14 protein-coding genes are annotated in these 16,158 nt (G+C 70.4%); 7 read left to right on the plus strand and 7 right to left on the minus strand.

The annotated features are described in order from the left end of the window. The coding region (gene dnaG / locus VB737_RS01820) for a DNA primase (RefSeq protein ID WP_500310630.1) at window positions 1-1,766 on the minus strand (1,766 nt) is incomplete at its 3' end. A gap of 173 nt (window positions 1,767-1,939) precedes the next feature. On the opposite strand from dnaG, the gene VB737_RS01825 reads away from it, so the two are divergent. From VB737_RS01825 to VB737_RS01835, 3 genes are all read left to right on the plus strand, one after another. Beyond that, complete coding sequence (locus VB737_RS01825) at window positions 1,940-2,803, plus strand: DMT family transporter (RefSeq protein ID WP_500310632.1); 864 nt, start codon at window positions 1,940-1,942, stop codon at window positions 2,801-2,803. A gap of 109 nt (window positions 2,804-2,912) precedes the next feature. Further along, the gene (locus VB737_RS01830) at window positions 2,913-3,110 is read left to right on the plus strand and encodes a ribbon-helix-helix domain-containing protein (RefSeq protein ID WP_500310634.1); all 198 of its coding nucleotides are present in this window, start codon (window positions 2,913-2,915) and stop codon (window positions 3,108-3,110) included. A gap of 75 nt (window positions 3,111-3,185) precedes the next feature. Then, complete coding sequence (locus VB737_RS01835) at window positions 3,186-5,459, plus strand: sensor histidine kinase (RefSeq protein ID WP_500310636.1); 2,274 nt, start codon at window positions 3,186-3,188, stop codon at window positions 5,457-5,459. Here the strand turns inward: VB737_RS01835 and VB737_RS01840 are convergent. After that, the gene (locus VB737_RS01840; protein WP_500310638.1) at window positions 5,456-6,064 is read right to left on the minus strand and encodes a response regulator transcription factor; all 609 of its coding nucleotides are present in this window, start codon (window positions 6,062-6,064) and stop codon (window positions 5,456-5,458) included. The genes VB737_RS01835 and VB737_RS01840 overlap by 4 nt on opposite strands. Window positions 6,065-6,152: 88 nt before the next feature. Between VB737_RS01840 and VB737_RS01845 the strand changes: the two genes are divergently transcribed. Next, window positions 6,153-7,568 carry a cation:proton antiporter domain-containing protein gene (locus VB737_RS01845; protein ID WP_500310640.1) on the plus strand — a complete coding sequence of 472 codons (1,416 nt, stop codon included), beginning with the start codon at window positions 6,153-6,155 and terminating at the stop codon, window positions 7,566-7,568. Here the strand turns inward: VB737_RS01845 and VB737_RS01850 are convergent. Then, a complete protein-coding gene (locus VB737_RS01850; RefSeq protein ID WP_500310642.1) occupies window positions 7,557-8,042 on the minus strand; it encodes a hypothetical protein in 486 nt (161 codons plus the stop codon). The genes VB737_RS01845 and VB737_RS01850 overlap by 12 nt on opposite strands. Window positions 8,043-8,064: 22 nt before the next feature. Here VB737_RS01850 and ruvA point away from each other — a divergent pair, with 22 nt between their 5' ends. The 3 genes from ruvA to VB737_RS01865 all read left to right on the plus strand — a co-directional run bounded on the left by ruvA (window position 8,065) and on the right by VB737_RS01865 (window position 9,495). Then, entirely contained in the window at window positions 8,065-8,715 is a 651-nt protein-coding gene (ruvA, locus tag VB737_RS01855; protein ID WP_500310654.1) for a Holliday junction branch migration protein RuvA, read from the plus strand. Window positions 8,716-8,792: 77 nt separating this feature from the next. Next, window positions 8,793-9,062 (plus strand): 30S ribosomal protein S15, encoded by a 270-nt coding sequence (rpsO, locus tag VB737_RS01860; protein ID WP_015108092.1) that lies wholly within the window; start codon window positions 8,793-8,795, stop codon window positions 9,060-9,062. Window positions 9,063-9,072: 10 nt separating this feature from the next. After that, window positions 9,073-9,495, plus strand: a complete 423-nt coding sequence (locus VB737_RS01865; RefSeq protein WP_500310644.1) for a photosystem II biosynthesis protein — start codon at window positions 9,073-9,075, stop codon at window positions 9,493-9,495. Here VB737_RS01865 and VB737_RS01870 read toward each other — a convergent pair. The 4 genes from VB737_RS01870 to rlmB all read right to left on the minus strand — a co-directional run. Continuing rightward, complete coding sequence (locus VB737_RS01870; RefSeq protein WP_500310646.1) at window positions 9,475-13,005, minus strand: DNA polymerase III subunit alpha; 3,531 nt, start codon at window positions 13,003-13,005, stop codon at window positions 9,475-9,477. The two genes, VB737_RS01865 and VB737_RS01870, sit on opposite strands and share 21 nt — an antisense overlap. Before the next feature lie 99 nt (window positions 13,006-13,104). Beyond that, complete coding sequence (gatA, locus tag VB737_RS01875) at window positions 13,105-14,577, minus strand: Asp-tRNA(Asn)/Glu-tRNA(Gln) amidotransferase subunit GatA (protein WP_500310648.1); 1,473 nt, start codon at window positions 14,575-14,577, stop codon at window positions 13,105-13,107. A 45-nt stretch (window positions 14,578-14,622) separates the two neighbouring features. Further along, window positions 14,623-14,874, minus strand: a complete 252-nt coding sequence (locus tag VB737_RS01880) for a DUF1816 domain-containing protein (protein WP_500310650.1) — start codon at window positions 14,872-14,874, stop codon at window positions 14,623-14,625. 63 nt (window positions 14,875-14,937) lie between these two features. After that, window positions 14,938-16,158: 23S rRNA (guanosine(2251)-2'-O)-methyltransferase RlmB (rlmB, locus tag VB737_RS01885; protein WP_500310652.1), on the minus strand; the 1,221-nt coding region annotated here is incomplete at its 5' end.

Here is a 16,158-nt window from a genome sequence, read left to right on the forward strand (position 1 = left end):
TCACACACCAGCCGCTCACCGCTGATCGGGTGGGCCAGGGCCAGCCGCTGCACCTCGCTGGGCTCCAGCAGGGGGGTGAGCCGGCCCAGCAGGGCGCTCTGCTCCACCAGCAGCCGGTCGCCCAGCAGGCGGGGCAGGTCGAGGTCGGCCAGATCCAGGCCGGGGTCGGTGCCCCGGTTGATGGCCTCGAGCCGGCCGGCCCCCAGGTGGTCCTCCTCCAGCTCCCCGATGGCGGCCCAGAGCTGGCGGTGGTGCTGGAGGGCGAAGTCATCGAGCTCCCGGCGGCGCAGCTCGGCGCGGATCACGCCCCGCCAGGCGGGGCAGTGGAGGTAGAGGCGCAGGATCTCCGCCTCGGCCCGCTCCCGGTGGCCCACCTCCCCGGGTTGTTCCCACTTCGCCGAGCGGCCGTGCCAGCGCTGGCCCTTGACCTGCTGGCGCAGGTCCTCCTCCAGCTGGATGGCCAGCCGGGCCTGGCCGCCGGAGAGGCGCTCCGCCACCTGCTGCAGGTAGTGGCTGCGCACGGCCGACTGGGGCAGCTTGCCCAGCAGCTGCACCAGAGCGGAGACGGCCTGCTGGAACTGGTCGGCCCGGGCCAGATCCTTGCCTTCGAGCACCTGCTCGATCTGCCAGTCGAGCCAGAGGGGGGCCTGATCGAGCAGGGAGCGGTACTCCCCCGGGCCGTGCTGCTGGAGAAACTCGTCCGGGTCCTTGCCGGCGGGCAGGTGCAGCACCCGCAGCTCCAGCTGGCCCTGGAGCGCCAGCTGCTCCACCTCACCGATGGCCCGCTGGGCGGCGCGGATGCCCGCTCCGTCGCTGTCGAAGTTGAGGATCAGGCGCCGGCTGTCGCAGCAGCGGCACAGCTGGGTGATCTGGCTGGAGCTGAGGGCCGTGCCGAGGGCCGCCACCGCATTGGTGATGCCGGCCGCGTGGAGAGCGATCACATCGAAGTAGCCCTCCACCACCACGGCCCGGTCGTCGCGGCGGATGGCATCGGCGGCCCGATCCAGCCCGAACAGGTGCTTGCCCTTCTCGAACACCTCCGTTTCCGGGGAGTTGAGGTACTTCGGCTCAGCGCCGTCCAGCCCCCGGCCGCCGAAGCCGATCACCCGGCCCTGGCGGTCGCGGATCGGCACCATCACCCGGTCGCGGAAACGGTCGTAGAAGCCGCCGCCGCCCTTGCGGGCCACCACCAGGCCGGCGGCCTCCAGCAGGTCCGGGCCGAGGCCCTCCACCTGCTGCAGGTGCTGCAGCAGGCCGTCCCAGCCGGCCGGGGCATAGCCCAGCTGGAACGCCTCGAGGGTGGTCTCGCTGAGGCCACGGTTCTGGCGCAGATAGGTGAGGGCCGCCGCCCCCTCGGGCGCGCGCAGCTGGCCCTGGAACCAGCCCGCCGCAAGGGCCAGCACCCGGTGCAGCCGGTCGCGGCGGGAGAGCTGCTGGCGCAGCCGCTCCTGCTGGGGACCGTCGAGGGTCTCGACCGGCAGCTGGTACTTGCGGGCCAGATCCAGCACCACCTCGCTGAAGCTGGTGCGCTGCAGCTCCATCAGGAACTTGATGGCGTTGCCGCCGGCCCCGCAGGAGAAGCAGTAATAGAACTGCTTGGCGGGCGACACCGTCATCGACGGCGATTTGTCGTCGTGGAACGGGCAGATCCCGACGAATTCCCTGCCCTTCTTCTTGAGCACCACGTGCTCCCCCACCACATCGACGATGTCGGCCCGCTCCTTGACGGCCTCGATCGTGCGGGGGTGGAGACGGGGGAGATTCAAGAATGAAGGCTCAAGGAAGCGGGATCAGGTCAGCGGGTTCGGGAGTGCAGGCTGCGGGGGACACCAGGACTGGGGCCAGGGCCGCCCCCATTGTGGGGCATGGCACCAGGCCTGGGGGGCGAGGGCAGAGGCGGTCCCCACCTGCCAGGGTGGGGGCTCCGACCGGCCGGCCCGTGAGCCCCACCCCATCCGCCGCGGCTCCCGAGGCCCCACCGGACACAACGGCGGTGTTCGCCCTGCTGCTCGGCGCCCTGGCCTTCAGCCTGATGGCGGTGTGCGTCAAGCGGGTGGTGGGGCGAATCCCTGTGGCGGAAATCGTGCTGGTGAGAGCCCTGCTCAACCTGGCCATGAGCGGCTGGATGCTGCACGCCGCCGGGGTGAGCCCCTGGGGGCGGCGGCGGGGGTGGCTCGCCCTGCGGGGGATCGCCGGCAGCCTGGCGCTCTACGGGGTCTACGCCGCCCTGGCGCTGCTGCCACTGGCCACGGCCACCCTGCTCCAGTACCTCTATCCCACGCTCACGGCTCTCCTTGCCTGGTGGTGGCTGGGGGAACCGGTCGGGCGGCGGGTGGCCCTGGCCCTGGCCCTGGGACTGCTGGGGGTGGCCCTGGTGCTGCAGCCGGAGGCGGGGGCCTCCGCCGAGGGGGTGCTGCTGGCCCTCGCCGGGGCCCTGCTGACCGCCGTGGCCTACGTGAGTGTGCGCGGGCTGGGCCGCAGCGAGCACCCGCTGGTGATCGTGTTCTGGTTTCCGCTGGTGGCGGTGCCCCTGAGCCTCCCTTTCGTGCTGCTCGAGCCGGTGCTGCCCACCGGCGCCGAGCTGGCCTGGCTGCTCGGGGTGGGGCTGTTCACCCAGCTGGGCCAGCTCGGGCTCACCCATGGCCTGACACGGCTGCCGGCGGGCCGGGCGACGGCGCTGGAGTATGCCCAGGTGGGCTTCGCCGCCCTCTGGGGCTGGAGCCTGTTCGGGGAACGGCTGGCTCCCCAGACCCTGCTGGGCGGCAGCCTGATCCTGGCGGCGGCCGCACTCTGCCACCGCTGACGGGCTGGGGATCTGCCCAGAACTGGGTATGTCCCTTTGGCCCCGTTGTCCTGAAGATGGCCTGAGAGCGCTCTGACGCACTGCCACCAGCACGTCCGTACCTTCCGCCATGACGGCCAACGCCTTCCGCACCCCCCGGCGCCTCACCATCACCATTCCCTACGGCACCTACGAACAGTTGCTCGAGCGCAGTGACCAGCAGGGACGCTCCCTCAGCAACCTCGCCGCCTACCTGCTGGAATCGGCCCTGTTCACGGATCGGGCCGCCTACCAGGACGACCCCGGCCGGCAGCGGATCGGGGTCTGATCCGCCGCCGGCTCCGCCGACCACGGCTTCGGCGCACCGATGATGGAGTCCGACGACCGCTCGATCCGCGGGGGAATGTCCAGCCCGCCTGGCGAGAAGAGGGCCTCGGAGGTCCTGCCGGAACTCTCCCTGTTCCGCCTGGCGGTGGAGCATTCCCCGATCGCCATGGGGCTCACCGATCCGGACGGACGCTTGCGGGAGGTGAACCGGTCGATGGAGAACTTCTGCGGCCGCGACCGGGAGACCCTGCTGCACAGCGACTGGCAGAGCCTCACCCATCCCGACGACCTGGCGGCGAACCTGGCCACCCATCGCCGGTTGCTGGAGGGCGAATGCGCCCACTACCGCCTCACGAAGCGCTACTGCCACGCCGATGGCCGCGTGATCTGGGGCGATCTCACGGTGTCCGCCGTGCGCGGGGCCGACGGCCGCCTGCGGGGCGCCCTCTTCCAGATCGTCGATGCCACCGAATTGGTGCGCCACCAGGAGGAACTGGACCTGGAGCGCGAGCGCTTCCGCCTGGTCGCCGAACTCGGCAGCGATCTGATCGTGATGCTCGACACCGAGCTGCGCTGCGTCTGGATGAGCGCCGATCGCGACGGCCGCAACGCCCTCGGCTGGCCGGCCGAAACGGAGATCGGCGTCACCCTCGAGCAGCGGGTCCATCCCGAGGATGGGCCGAAAGCGGCGGAGCTCACCGCCGCCCTGATCGCCAGCGGCCAGTGGCCTGACGACTGTCTGCTGCGCTTGCGCACCGCCTTCGGCGGCTACCGCTGGATGCAGGTGAGGGCTGCGGGGCTGCGGGGAGCCGATGGGCAGGTCAGCGGCTACGTCTCCGGCCTGAAGGACGTGGATGAGGTGATCCAGGCGCGCCGGAGGGAGGGCGAGGAGCGACGGCGGCTGAAGGCCACCCTCGATTCCCTGATCGACCCCCTCGTGGTGATCGAGCCGGTGCGCGACCTGCGGGGCGGAGTGGTCGACTTCCGCTACGTGGCGGCCAATCCGGTGGCCTGCCGGGCCGTCGGCCTGCCCCTGGAGGACCTGCTCGGCACGAGGGTGCTGTCGCTGGTGCCGGCCCTGCGCGATACGGAGCTGTTCGGCCATTACCTGCACACCCTGGAGAGCGGTGAGCCGCTGGTGGTCGACGATCTGCACACCGCCGTGGCCAAGGGCCGGCCGGTTCGCCATTACGACCTGCGCGTGGTGAAGCAGAACGATGGCCTGGTGGTGACCTGGCGGGATGTCACCGAGCGGGCCGAGATGCTGGAGTCCCTCGACCTGCTCACCCGCAGCAACGGCGATCTGGTGGTGCGCCTCGACCTTGACGGCATCGTCCGCTGGGTCTCCCCCTCCCTCCCCTCCCTGCTGGGCTGGGAGCCGCGGGATTGGCTGGGGCGGAGGGGCAGCGACTTCCTCGAGCACCGGGGACGCTGTGCGGGCTACCAGGAATCGCGGACGCGGCTGCTGGCCGGGGAGCGGCTGGTCTGCCAGGAGCGGATCCGCGCCCGGGATGGCTCTCTGCACTGGGCGGAGAGCCATGTCTCTCCCTACCTCGGTGGCGACGGGGCGATCCAGGGCCTGGTGGTCTCCAGCCGCCTCATCGACGATCGGGTGGCGGCGCAGGAGGCCCTGGTGCGCAAGGGAGAGGAGCTGCGGCACAAGCTCCGCACCAGCCTGGCGGCCGCGGCGATCGCCCACGAGATCAAGAAACCCCTGAGCCTGCTGCTGCTGCACAGCGAACTGGCCCAGCAGCAGCTGGACGGACCGGATGCCACCGGGGGGCCGCTGGCCGAGCTGATCCCCTCGATCCGGCGGGAGGCCAGGACGGTGGTGCACACGATCGAGCGCATGAACGCCCTGCTGCGCAGCATGCCCACAGAAGCGGTGCGGCTGGATCTGGGCAGCGTGGTGCGCAGCACGCTCCTGTACCAGCGGCCACGCCTCGAAGAGCAGGGGATCCAGCTGGAAACGGCCGGCCTTGAGGGCGACTGGCCGGTGTGGGGCGACGCAGGCCAGCTTCAGATCGCCCTCAACAACCTGATCGACAACGCCATCGAGGCCCTCGGCGAGCCGTCGGGCCCCGGGGCCCGGGTGCGGGTCAGCCTCGAGCGGGTGGAGCGGGAGGTCCAGCTGGCGGTGGAGGACAACGGACCCGGGTTCGCCCACCGCTCCCCCGAGGAGATGCTGCTGCGCAGCAGCAAGAGCGACTGCACCGGGCTGGGGCTCTATGTGGTCGAGCAGATCGCCGGGCTCCACGGCGGACAGCTGGATCTGGGGGCCTCCAGCCTCGGCGGAGCGGCGGCGGTGCTACGCCTGCCCAGCGATCGCGGCGAACCAGCGGGCGCCTAGGGGGGCGACTCCGACAGGTTGTGGAGCACGGCCAGCCGGATCAGTTCGGCGCCGCTGATGCCGAGCTTGGCGGCAATGTTGCGGCGGTGCGTCTCCACGGTGCCGACGCTGAGGCCAAGGCGCCGGGCGATGGCCTTGCTGGCGTCACCCTGGCCCAGCAACCCCAGCACCTCGCGCTCCCGGCCCGTGAGACAGGACAGCCGCTCCAACGGGGCCAGCAGGGCGGGGCGGAGTCCCGCCTCGCGCACATAGGCGGCGACCTGGGCCACAAGCACGTCCCAGGCCTGGGTCTTGTCCACCACCGCGATCACGGCCTGCTGCAGGTCGTCGGGGCAGACGAAGGCGCTGGCCTGGGCCGAGAGCACCACCACCCGGGCCTCGGGCACCACCGCGAGCAGATGCTCGGCCACCGCCAGACCGGAGCCGTCAGGCAGCTCCAGATCCAGGATCAGCAGCCGGGGTCGGTGGTGGTCGACGGCGGCCAGGCCGTCGGCCACCGAGGGAGCCATCGCGACGATCTCCAGGTCGCAGGAGCTGCGCAGCAACCCGCCCACCAGCTGGGCGAACATCTCCTGGTCCTCGACGATCAGACAGCGGTTGGGCATCGGCGGGAGTCGGAGGGCAGGAGGCGCCTGAAACCGGAAACACGTTTACAAAGTGTTACATGCTGGCCGTGCCGTTGGCGCCCGTACGATGGCGCCGCCGGATTGGGCTCCTCCGCTGTTCCCGCCACTTCCCGTCGCACTCCATGGCTGGCTGGCGACCGTGGAGGCCGGCCTGGGCCACGGATCGGGGATGCCTCTGCTGCGGCCGGCGCTCCAGCCCGGCATCGTTCCCCTGCCGCTGATGATGCTGACCATCGGCGGCATCTTTCTCGGCACCATGGCGATCAGTCGCTTTTCGCTGAAGATCGGGGTGCCGGCGATTCTCGGCGTTCTGTTGTTCGGCCTGCTGATCAACCCCTCCGTCACCCTGTTCAGCCATGACACGATCCTGCGCCTGCAGGTTCTGAGTCTGTCGATCCTGCTGTTCAACGCCGGACTGGAAACCGATATCCGCTCGATTCGCGGCTTCCTCGAATACGGCATCATCCTGGCGGTGGGTGGCGTGATCCTTTCCAGCCTGATGCTGGGAATGATCATCTGGTTCGTGGCCTCCCCCGATGCGGGCGGCATCCAGCTCGGCTTCCGCCAGGTGCCGGTCGCCGTGGCGATGCTGATCGCCGCCTGTCTGGGGTCCACCGACGCCGGGGCCACCATGAATGTGCTGCAGCTGGTGGAGCGGGCGATTCCCCGGCGGCTGGCGGCCCTGGTGCAGTTTGAATCCTCCGTCAACGATCCCACCGGCATCCTGTTTCTCGGGCTGGTGATCGGCCTGACGACCCTGGAGGGGTCAGGGGGCAGCCAGCAGGTGGTGGTGGAGCAGCTGCAGACGTTCCTGCAGAAGATCGGTTCGGGCCTTCTGATTGGTGTGGTCGTGAGCTATCTGGGACGCTTCAGCCTCAACCGGCTGGTGCGGGACAGCAACCAGCTCCTGATCCTGGGTATCGCCATCGCTCTGCTCTCCTACGGCGTGGCGGAACTGATGGGCGGTTCGGGCTTCATCAGTGCCTACGTGGCGGGCCTGATGATGCGCAACCACACCTACAGCAACGAACGGATCACACCGGAGGCCCTGCAGCAGACCCTGCTGCCGTTCAACACCATGACCGAAATCACCGTCTTCCTGATCTTCGGCCTGAGCGTCCATCCGCTGGAACTGCTGCCGGCGCTGCCGGAGGGCGTCGTCGTCGCCCTCGCCATGATGCTGGTGGCCAGGCCGGTGAGTGTGCTGCTGCTGCAACGCTTCTCCCCCTTCCCGGTGCGCGATGCGCTCCTGGTGTCCTGGTGCGGCCTGCGGGGGGCGGTTCCCCTTGCCCTGAGTTTCGAGATGGTCGACGCCATCCCCAGGGTGCGCGGCATCGACCCGGCCACCGTGCCATCCCTGGTGCAGAACGCCGGCGGCATCGTCTTCTGCGTCGTGGTGATCAACCTGCTGGTGCAGGGCCTCAGCCTGCCCCATGTGGCCCGCTGGCTGCGGCTCTCCGAAGGGGCCCCCTCAGCCCCGTGAGCGCAGGGGCAGGGGGTCGGTGATCCAGTCCTGGCGGCTGCCGTCGCTGCTGCCGCTGGGGCGGGCCAGCCGCCAGCTCTGCCCCCTGGAGCCCGGCTGCAGGTAGAGCTCGAAGGGGCTGTCGACCTGAATCGCATCCCCCGGCAGGCGCCAGTCGAAGCGACCGGTGAGGTGCAGACCGCGGTCGGCACCGATGGCCACCGCCTCCTGCCCATCGACCCGCACCCGGCTCACCTCGGGCAGGCCGTCCGCCTGGAGATCGAGGGCGCGGGCGATGGCCCCCTGGGTGAGCTGGATCTGCAGGGACAGGGCGTCGAGCAGCACGCTCCTGGGGGGCTGGCCGACCCTGCCGCAGCCCCCCAGCAGCAGCAGCACGGCCAGCAGCCCCGCCAGCAGCAGCGCCGGCGGCGGGGCCGGCAGCGGGGCCGGCAGCCACCGGTGGCGAGCCGGGGGGCTTGGCAGGAGGGGCAGCATGGGGGCTGACGCACGTCTCACCATGATCGGCTGGCTGCAGGGGCGACTGGCCGAACCATGGCAGCAGGCTCACCGTTGCGGGGCGCTGCTGGTCTGCCAGGGGGTGGGTTACGAGGTGCAGCTCACCTTGCGGCAGTGGCGCCGCCTGCCGGAGGAGGGCAGCGAACTGGCCCTGCACATCCACCACAGCATCCGTGACGACGGCTGGACCCTCTACGGCTTCCCCGATCGCCGCGAGCGGGACCTGTTCCGCGAGCTGGTGGCCGTGAGCGGCGTCGGTCCCCAGATGGCCCTGGGCCTGCTCGGGGCCCTGGAGGTGCCGGATCTTGTGCGCGCCATCGTCCACGCCGACCTGCGCAGCCTCTGCCTGGCTCCGGGGGTGGGCAAGCGCACGGCCGAGCGGCTGTCGGTGGAGCTGCGCGCGCGCCTGCAGGAGCGCTTCGCCGGCCTGGTCGATCCCCTCGAGGACGACGCTGAGCCCGCCGAAGGGCTCGACGGCGCCCCGTCGGCCCCCTGCCGCGAGGAGGTGCAGATCACCCTGGTGGCCCTCGGCTACGAGCCCCTGGAAATCCACCGGGCCCTGCGGGCCGTCGCCGCGGGGATCGACGGGTCCGCCGGCCCCGACGACTGGATACGGGAGAGTCTGCGCTGGCTGTCCCGCGCCGTGGCCTGAATCGGGCCGCTGACGGGGAGGGTCAACGGGCCGCACGTTAAGGTGTTGGTTTGCACCGTCCGGGCCCCGATCCGCCCATGCCGCTCACCACCACCCAGAAACAGGAACTGATCAATTCCCATCAGGCCCACGGCACTGACACCGGTTCGGTGGAAGTGCAGGTGGCGATGTTGAGCGAGCGGATCCAGCAACTCAGTGGCCACCTGCAGAAGAACATCCACGACTTCTCCTCGCGCCAGGGGCTGCTCAAGATGATCGGCCGCCGCAAGCGTCTGCTCGGCTACCTCCGCGCCCAGAGCGAGACCCGCTACGCCGAACTGATCAAGAAGCTCGGCATCCGCGGCTGAGGACGGTTCCATGGCCCGTCGGCCGAAGCCGAAATCCTTCGGGGCAGACCGTCCCGCAGCGACGACCCCGGTCAGGGCGCCGCGCCAGCAGGTGATCCCCGATGCGGTGGCCAACCGCATGGTGCGTCGCATCGCCATCGCCACCGGCACCCCCACGGTGCTGGGCATGGGGGTGTTCGTCGCCAGCTACCTGCTGGTGAGCCGCGGGGTGCTCGACATACCCCCCGGCCTGACCCTGGTGGGCTCCGGGGCCTTCTTCCTGCTCGGCCTGCTGGGCCTCAGCTACGGGGTGCTCTCCGCCAGCTGGGAGGACGGCCCGGGCAGCCTGCTGGGCCTCGAGCAGATCGGGGTGAACATCGCCCGGGTGCGGGCCTCGGTGCGGGCGATGCGCCAGGGCGCTTCGGGCTCCGGCTCAGGCAGCTCCCAGGGGTGAGCGCAGCCAGGCCCTGAAGTCGGCCGAGGCCAGGGTCTGCACGGCCGCGGGCGCATCGGCGACGCAGAACTGGCCCCCCAGGCGCACGAAGCGGGTTTCGTCCTGGTGCTTGACCAGCGCCACCACCGGCACCCGCACCCCCGCCTCGTCCTGGCCGGGGCGGTGGCGGGTGAGGCATTCCCGCAGGCGGTGCTGGACAGCGATGTCGCCCGCCTCCTCGGGGGCCAGCTCCACCATCACCAGCTGCAGGTCCTCGATGCTGCGGCAGTCGTCCACGAGCAGCTGCACCCGGTCGTCGCGGCGGTCGACGCCGGCCCAGAGCAGCAGGCGGGCATCCACCATCAGGTGGTCAGCCAGCCGGGCGTAGCTCTTGGGGAACACCACCGCCTCGCAGGACCCGGTGAGGTCCTCCAGCTGCAGCACGGCCATGCGGTCGCCCTTGCGGGTGGTCACCGGACGGATCTCGCTCACCATCACCACCACGCTCACCTTGGCCTTGTCGGCCATCTCCTCGAGGTTGGCCAGGCCGATCGGCGTCAGCAGCCGCACCTGGGAGGCCAGCTGGCGCAGGGGGTGGTCGGAGATGTAGAAGCCCAGCAGCTCCTTCTCCAGCTTCAGCTTCTCGGTGGGGGGGTAGTCGGGCACCGGAGCAGCCCTGGGCGGGGCAGGGGCCTCCACGGCAGCGGCGCCCTCCGAAGCGCCCGCAGAACCGCCGCCGAACAGGTCGAACAGGTTGCCCTGGCCGCTGGCCCGGTCACGGGCGCGGGAGCTGGCCCAGTCGAGCACCAGATCAAGGTCGGCCATCAGCTGGGCCCGATTGGCCTTGGGCTCCAGGCCGTCGAGGGCGCCGCAGTGGATCAGGGACTCGATCGCCCGGCGGTTGAGCTGCTGGCCGGGGATCCGGTCGCAGAGATCGGCCAGGTGCAGGAAGGGGCCGCCGCTGGAGCGGGCCTCGATCAACTGGCGGATGGCGCCATCGCCCAGGTTGCGGATGGCGGAGAGGCCGAAGAGGATCTTCTTGCCCACGGGGGTGAAGTCGATGCCGGAGGCATTGACGTCCGGCGGCATCACCTCGATGCCCATCGCCTGGCAGTTGGCGATGTAGCGCTGCACCTTGTCGGTGGTGCCGGCATTCACCGTGAGCAGGGCCGCCATGTAGGCCACCGGATGGTGGGCCTTGAGGTAGGCGGTCTGGTAGGTGACGGCGCCGTAGGCGGTGGAGTGGCTCTTGTTGAAGCAGTACTCGGCGAACAGCACCATCTGGTCGAACAGGGCCTCGGCGATGGCGGCGTCCACGCCGCGTTCGCTGGCGCCGCTGACGAACTGGTGGCGGTGCTTCTGCATCTCCGACACCTTCTTCTTGCCCATCGCCCGCCGCAGCAGGTCGGCCTCACCGAGGGAATAGCCGGCCAGATCCTGGGCGATCCGCATGATCTGCTCCTGGTAGACCATGATCCCGTAGGTCTCCTTGAGGATCGGCTCCAGCTTGGCGTGGGCCACATCGATGGCCTCGCGGCCATGCTTGCGGTTGATGAACTTGGGGATCAGGCCCGCATCGAGGGGGCCCGGCCGGTAGAGGGCCAGGATCGAGGAGATGTCCTCCAGGGAGGAGGGCTTGAGATCGCGGACGATCTGGCGCATGCCGCTGGATTCGAGCTGGAAGATGCCCTCCAGGTCACCCCGGGCCAGCAGGGCGTAGGTGCCTGGATCGTTGGCCGGCAGGGCGTCGGGATCGAGCCGTTCCCCCTCAGCCTGGGCCACCAGCTCGATCGTCTTCTCGATCATGGTGAGGTTCTTGAGGCCCAGGAAGTCCATCTTCAGCAGGCCCATCGCCTCGACGTCCTCCATGAAGTACTGGGTGATCACCTGGCCGTCGTTGTTGCGCTGCAGGGGCACCAGTTCGTCGAGGGGTTCGGCGGCGATCACCACGCCGGCGGCATGGACACCGAAGGTCTTGTTGGTGCCCTCGATGCGGCGGGCCAGGTCGACCCAGTGGCGCACCTTGGGGTCGTTCTCGTACTTCTCGCGGAATTCCGGCACCGGCGATTCGGCGCCGATCATCTCGGCGAGCTTGGCGGGCTTGCCACGGGCCACGGGGATCAGCTTGGCCAGCCGGTCGGCCTCGCCGTAGGGGATGTCGAGCACCCGGGCCACGTCCTTCAGCACCGCCTTGGAGGTCATGCGGTTGAAGGTGATGATCTGGGCCACCTTGTCCTCGCCGTAGCGGCGGGTGACGTAGTCGATCACCTCGCCGCGGCGCTCGATGCAGAAGTCGGTGTCGATGTCCGGCATCGACTTGCGTTCCGGGTTGAGGAAGCGCTCGAACAGCAGACCGTGCTCCACCGGATCGATGTTGGTGATGCCGAGGGCGTAGGCCACCAGCGAACCGGCCGCCGAGCCCCGGCCCGGGCCCACCGGAATCCCCTGCTCGCGGGCGAAGCGGATGTAGTCCCAGACCACCAGGAAATAGGTGGGGAAGCCCATCTGCTCCATCACCTGCAGCTCGAACGCCAGCCGCTCGCCGTAGCCCGCCTCGATCGGATCGGCGCCTGTGAGCTTCAGGCGGGCCCGCAGGCCCTGATGGGCCACCTCGCTCAGGTAGCTCACCGGGGTGTGGCCCTCGGGGATCGGGAAACGGGGCATCTGGTAGCGCCCCAGGATGTCGTAGTCCTCCACCTTCTCGGCCACCTTGGCGGTGGTGGCGATGGCGGCGGCGATCACCTCCGGCTCGAGGTGGTCGGCGAAGAGCCCGGCCATCTCCGCCTCGCTCTTGATGTATTCGGTGCCCGTGTAGCGCAGGCGCTTCTCGTCGCTGATCAGCTTGCCGGTGAGCACGCACAGCAGGGCGTCATGGGCCTCGACGTCGTGGCTGGTGAGGTAGTGGGCGTCGTTGGTGGCAATCAGGGGAATGCCCAGCTCGGCGCTGATCCGGCCCATCTCGACGTTGACGATGCGGTCCTCAAGGCCGCCGTGGTCCTGGATCTCCAGGTAGAAGTCGTCACCGAAGACGTCCTGATACCAGCTCGCCACCTCCCGGGCCACCTCCGGGCGCCCGCGCAGGATCGCCTGGGGGATCTCGCCGCCCAGGCAGGCGGTGGCCACCATCAGCCCTTCGCTGTACTGCCGCAGCAGGGCTTTGTCGATGCAGGCCCGGGAGAAGATCCCCCGGCCGCGCATGCCGCGCAGGTGGCTGATGCTGGTGAGCTTCACCAGGTTGCGATAGCCGACGGCGTTCTTGGCCAGCACCACCAGGTGATAGCGGCGCTCCTTCTTCGGCTGGGGATCCTCGATCGAGCCGTTGATGACGTACATCTCGTTGCCGATGATCGGCTTGAGGCCCGCCTTCTTGCACAGCTTGAGCAGCTCGATGGCGCCATACATCACCCCGTGGTCGGTGAGGGCCAGGGCTGGCATGCCCAGCTCCACGGCCCGCTCCACCATCGCCGGCAGCTGGGAGGCCCCGTCCAGCAGGCTGTAGTCGCTGTGGTTGTGGAGCGGAACGAAGGCCAAGGGGAGGCTCAGGACAGGATGTCGGTTCTCGCCACCTGCAGGGGGTCAGGCGACCGCCGCACCCTACATCTAGTGTCCTTGCAGGGGAAGGCCTGCCGCTCAGGCCACCAGCGCCGCCGCGGGCCGGGCGTCCATCACCCGGGCCGCCTGCTCGTACTGGTGGGCGATCTGCAGCAGCTTGGGCTCCTCCAGCACGCCGGTGATCAGCTGCAGGCCGATCGGCAGGCCCTGGGCGTCGAAGCCGCAGGGCACGCTGATGGCCGGCAGCCCGGCCAGGTTGGCCGGGATGGTGAGCAGGTCGGCCAGATACATGGCCAGGGGGTCGCCGGCGTGGGCACCGCTGGGGAAGGCGGTGGTGGGCGAGGTGGGGGTCAGCAACACGTCGACGGTCTCGAAGGCGCGGTCGAAATCGCGGCGGATGAGGGTTCGCACCTGCTGGGCCTTGCGGTAATACGCGTCCACGTAGCCGGCCGACAGGGCATAGGTGCCGATCAGGATGCGGCGCTGCACCTCCTCGCCGAAGCCCTCGGCCCGGCTGCGGGCCGTCATCGCCGCCAGGCCATCGCTGCCCGGCTCGCCGGCAGCGGCCCGGAAGCCGTACTTGACGCCGTCGTAACGGGCCAGGTTGGCGGAGGCCTCCGAGGGGGCGATCACGTAGTAAGTGGCGATGCCGTCGTTGAAACGGGGGCAGCTCACGTCCACCAGCTCGCAACCCAGGGCCTCCAGCTGGGCGGCGGCCGCCAGCACCGAGGCCTTCACCGCCGGATCCAGCCCCTCCTGGTCGAAGCATTCCCGGATCAGCCCAACCCGCAGACCCTTGATGGGGGTCTCCAGGTCGGCGGAGTAATCGGGCACCGGCGCCCGCAGGCAGGTGGCATCGCGGGGGTCCTCCCCGGCGATCACCTGCAGCAGCTCGGCGGCATCGGCGACGCTGCTGCTGAACGGCCCCACCTGGTCGAGGGAGGAGGCGAAGGCCACCAGACCCCAGCGGCTCACCCGGCCGTAGGTGGGTTTGAGGCCCACCACCCCGCAGAAGCTGGCGGGCTGGCGAATCGAGCCGCCGGTGTCGGAGCCCAGCGAACCGATGCATTCACCGGCGGCCACGGCGGCCGCACTGCCGCCGGAGCTGCCGCCGGGCACCCGATCCGGATTCCAGGGGTTGCGGCTGGCGCCGAAGGCCGAGGTCTCGGTGGAGCTGCCCATGGCGAACTCGTCGAGGTTGGTCTTGCCCAGCAGCACCGCCCCGGCCCGCCAGAGCCGGTCGGTCACCGTGGATTCGTAGGGGGGCACGAAGGTCTCCAGCATGCGGCTGGAGCAGGTCGTGCGGATGCCCTTGGTGCAGAGGTTGTCCTTGATCGCCAGGGGAATGCCGGCCAGGGGGGGCAGGGTCTCGCCGGCCGCCCGGGCCGCGTCGATGCGGTCGGCATCGGCCCGCGCCCGCTCGGCGGTGACCTCCAGAAAGGCATGCACGGTGGGATCCACCGCCGTGATGCGCGCCAGGTGGCGATCCGTGAGCTCCCGGGCCGACACCTCGCCCCGCCGAAGCTGCTCCCGCCATTCGGCGATGCCCATCCAACCGCTAGCCAGCTGCGTTGGACGCTATCAGTCGACCAGAATTCAGTCGGCCAGATCGGCGGATTCGGTGAAGGGCTCACTGCGGCCGGTGCGCAGGCACTGGTGCTCCAGGGAGGCCGGTGACTCCGCCCGCAGGTCGTCGAGGAAGGCGGGCAGCACCTGCTCCAGCGTCCGCCGACGCACGAAGGGCCCGAACCAGTACACCGCGTCGGGGGAGCGGGTCTCCACCCGCGCCCACCAGGCCAGGCCCAACCCATTGGCGATGCCGCGCATGGGCCAGAGCAGTGGATTCATGGAGGGGAAGGGGAGGCGAGGTGGCCATTCTGGGGGGCGGCTGAACCGCCCCCGGCGGTGGCCTCAGAGGCGGATGTCACCGGCAAAGCCCGTCTGGGGCGATGGCAGGTAGGGCAGGGGCTCCAGGGGGTTGGCCGGGGCTTCGGCGACGGGTTCGGCGGCGCTGGGTTCGGCGGTTTCGACCGGCTCGGGAGCTGGCGGTTCGGTCGGCTCGGGGGCGGAAGATTCGGCCACAGCCTCCGGCCCGCTCTCCGCAGACCCGTTGTCATCATCAAGCTCCTCGGCGGCCGCTTCCTCCGGAAACATGGCGTCCACTTCGGGCACGATGTCCGATGGGGGCAGGGTCTCCGGTTCGGGGTCGGGGGGCGCCGGCATCGACGGCCGCACGATCCTGGGGGCGGGGGCGGTGCCCGTCAGGCCCCGCATCCAGCCACGCCGGGCCACCTCATAGAGCAGCAGCGCCGTGGCCACCGACGCGTTCAGGCTCGGTGTGGCACCCCGCAGCGGAATGCGCACCAGCTGGTCACAGGAGCGGCGGGTGAGCAGCGACAGGCCATCCCCCTCCGAACCGGTGACCACCACCAGGGGACCCTCCAGGTCCACCTCCTCCAGGCTGACCGTGCCCTCCTCCGCCAGACCCACCACCCGGTAGCCCTCCTGCTTGAGAGTGTCGAGGGAGCGGTTGAGGTTGACCACCCGGGCCACCGGCAGGTGCTCGAGGGCACCGGCCGCCACCTTCGCCACCGAACCGGTCAGGCCGGCGTTGCGGCGCTGGGGCAGAACCATGCCATGGGCACCCAGGGCCTCGGCGCTGCGGACGATGGCACCGAGGTTGTGGGGGTCGGTGAGGCCGTCCACCGCGATCAGCAGAGGCGCTTCACCGATGCTGCGGCAGCCTTCGATCAGGCTGGTCAGGTCGAGGGTCTCGGCGGCGGCGGGCTGCAGCACGATGCCCTGGTGCACGGCCCCGCCGGTGAGCTGGCCCAGGCGCGCCCAGGTCACCTCCTCCACCAGCACGCCGGAGGCCTTGGCCTCCCGCAGCAGCTGCAGGAAACGGGGGTTGAAGCGCATCTCGGGTGTGCACCACACCCGGTGGATCGGCCGGCCGCTCTCCAGGGTGGCCTGGGTGGTGTGGCGGCCCCAGATCAGGTCGGTGGGGGCGGCGGCGGCGAAGGCCTCCGCCGCGCCACGGAAGTCGACGTCGGAGCCGTCGGACTCCTGCCGATCGGGGCCGCTGCGGCCCTGGAAGGGGCGCGGGGCGCGGTCCGCGTCCCGGAACAGGGC

It is taken from the genome of Synechococcus sp. BA-120 BA3 (assembly GCF_034931285.1).
Lineage (GTDB): Bacteria > Cyanobacteriota > Cyanobacteriia > PCC-6307 > Cyanobiaceae > Cyanobium.

Bases quoted from the DNA above. Each gene is read 5' to 3' on its own strand.
- VB737_RS01865 (WP_500310644.1), top strand. From the start codon at position 9,073: ATGGCCCGTCGGCCGAAGCCGAAATCCTTCGGGGCAGACCGTCCCGCA.
- VB737_RS01830 (WP_500310634.1), top strand. From the start codon at position 2,913: ATGACGGCCAACGCCTTCCGCACCCCCCGGCGCCTCACCATCACCATT.
- VB737_RS01850 (WP_500310642.1), bottom strand. From the start codon at position 8,042: ATGCTGCCCCTCCTGCCAAGCCCCCCGGCTCGCCACCGGTGGCTGCCG.
- VB737_RS01880 (WP_500310650.1), bottom strand. From the start codon at position 14,874: ATGAATCCACTGCTCTGGCCCATGCGCGGCATCGCCAATGGGTTGGGC.
- rpsO (WP_015108092.1), top strand. From the start codon at position 8,793: ATGCCGCTCACCACCACCCAGAAACAGGAACTGATCAATTCCCATCAG.
- VB737_RS01845 (WP_500310640.1), top strand. From the start codon at position 6,153: ATGGCGCCGCCGGATTGGGCTCCTCCGCTGTTCCCGCCACTTCCCGTC.
- VB737_RS01835 (WP_500310636.1), top strand. From the start codon at position 3,186: ATGTCCAGCCCGCCTGGCGAGAAGAGGGCCTCGGAGGTCCTGCCGGAA.
- gatA (WP_500310648.1), bottom strand. From the start codon at position 14,577: ATGGGCATCGCCGAATGGCGGGAGCAGCTTCGGCGGGGCGAGGTGTCG.
- VB737_RS01840 (WP_500310638.1), bottom strand. From the start codon at position 6,064: ATGCCCAACCGCTGTCTGATCGTCGAGGACCAGGAGATGTTCGCCCAG.
- ruvA (WP_500310654.1), top strand. From the start codon at position 8,065: ATGATCGGCTGGCTGCAGGGGCGACTGGCCGAACCATGGCAGCAGGCT.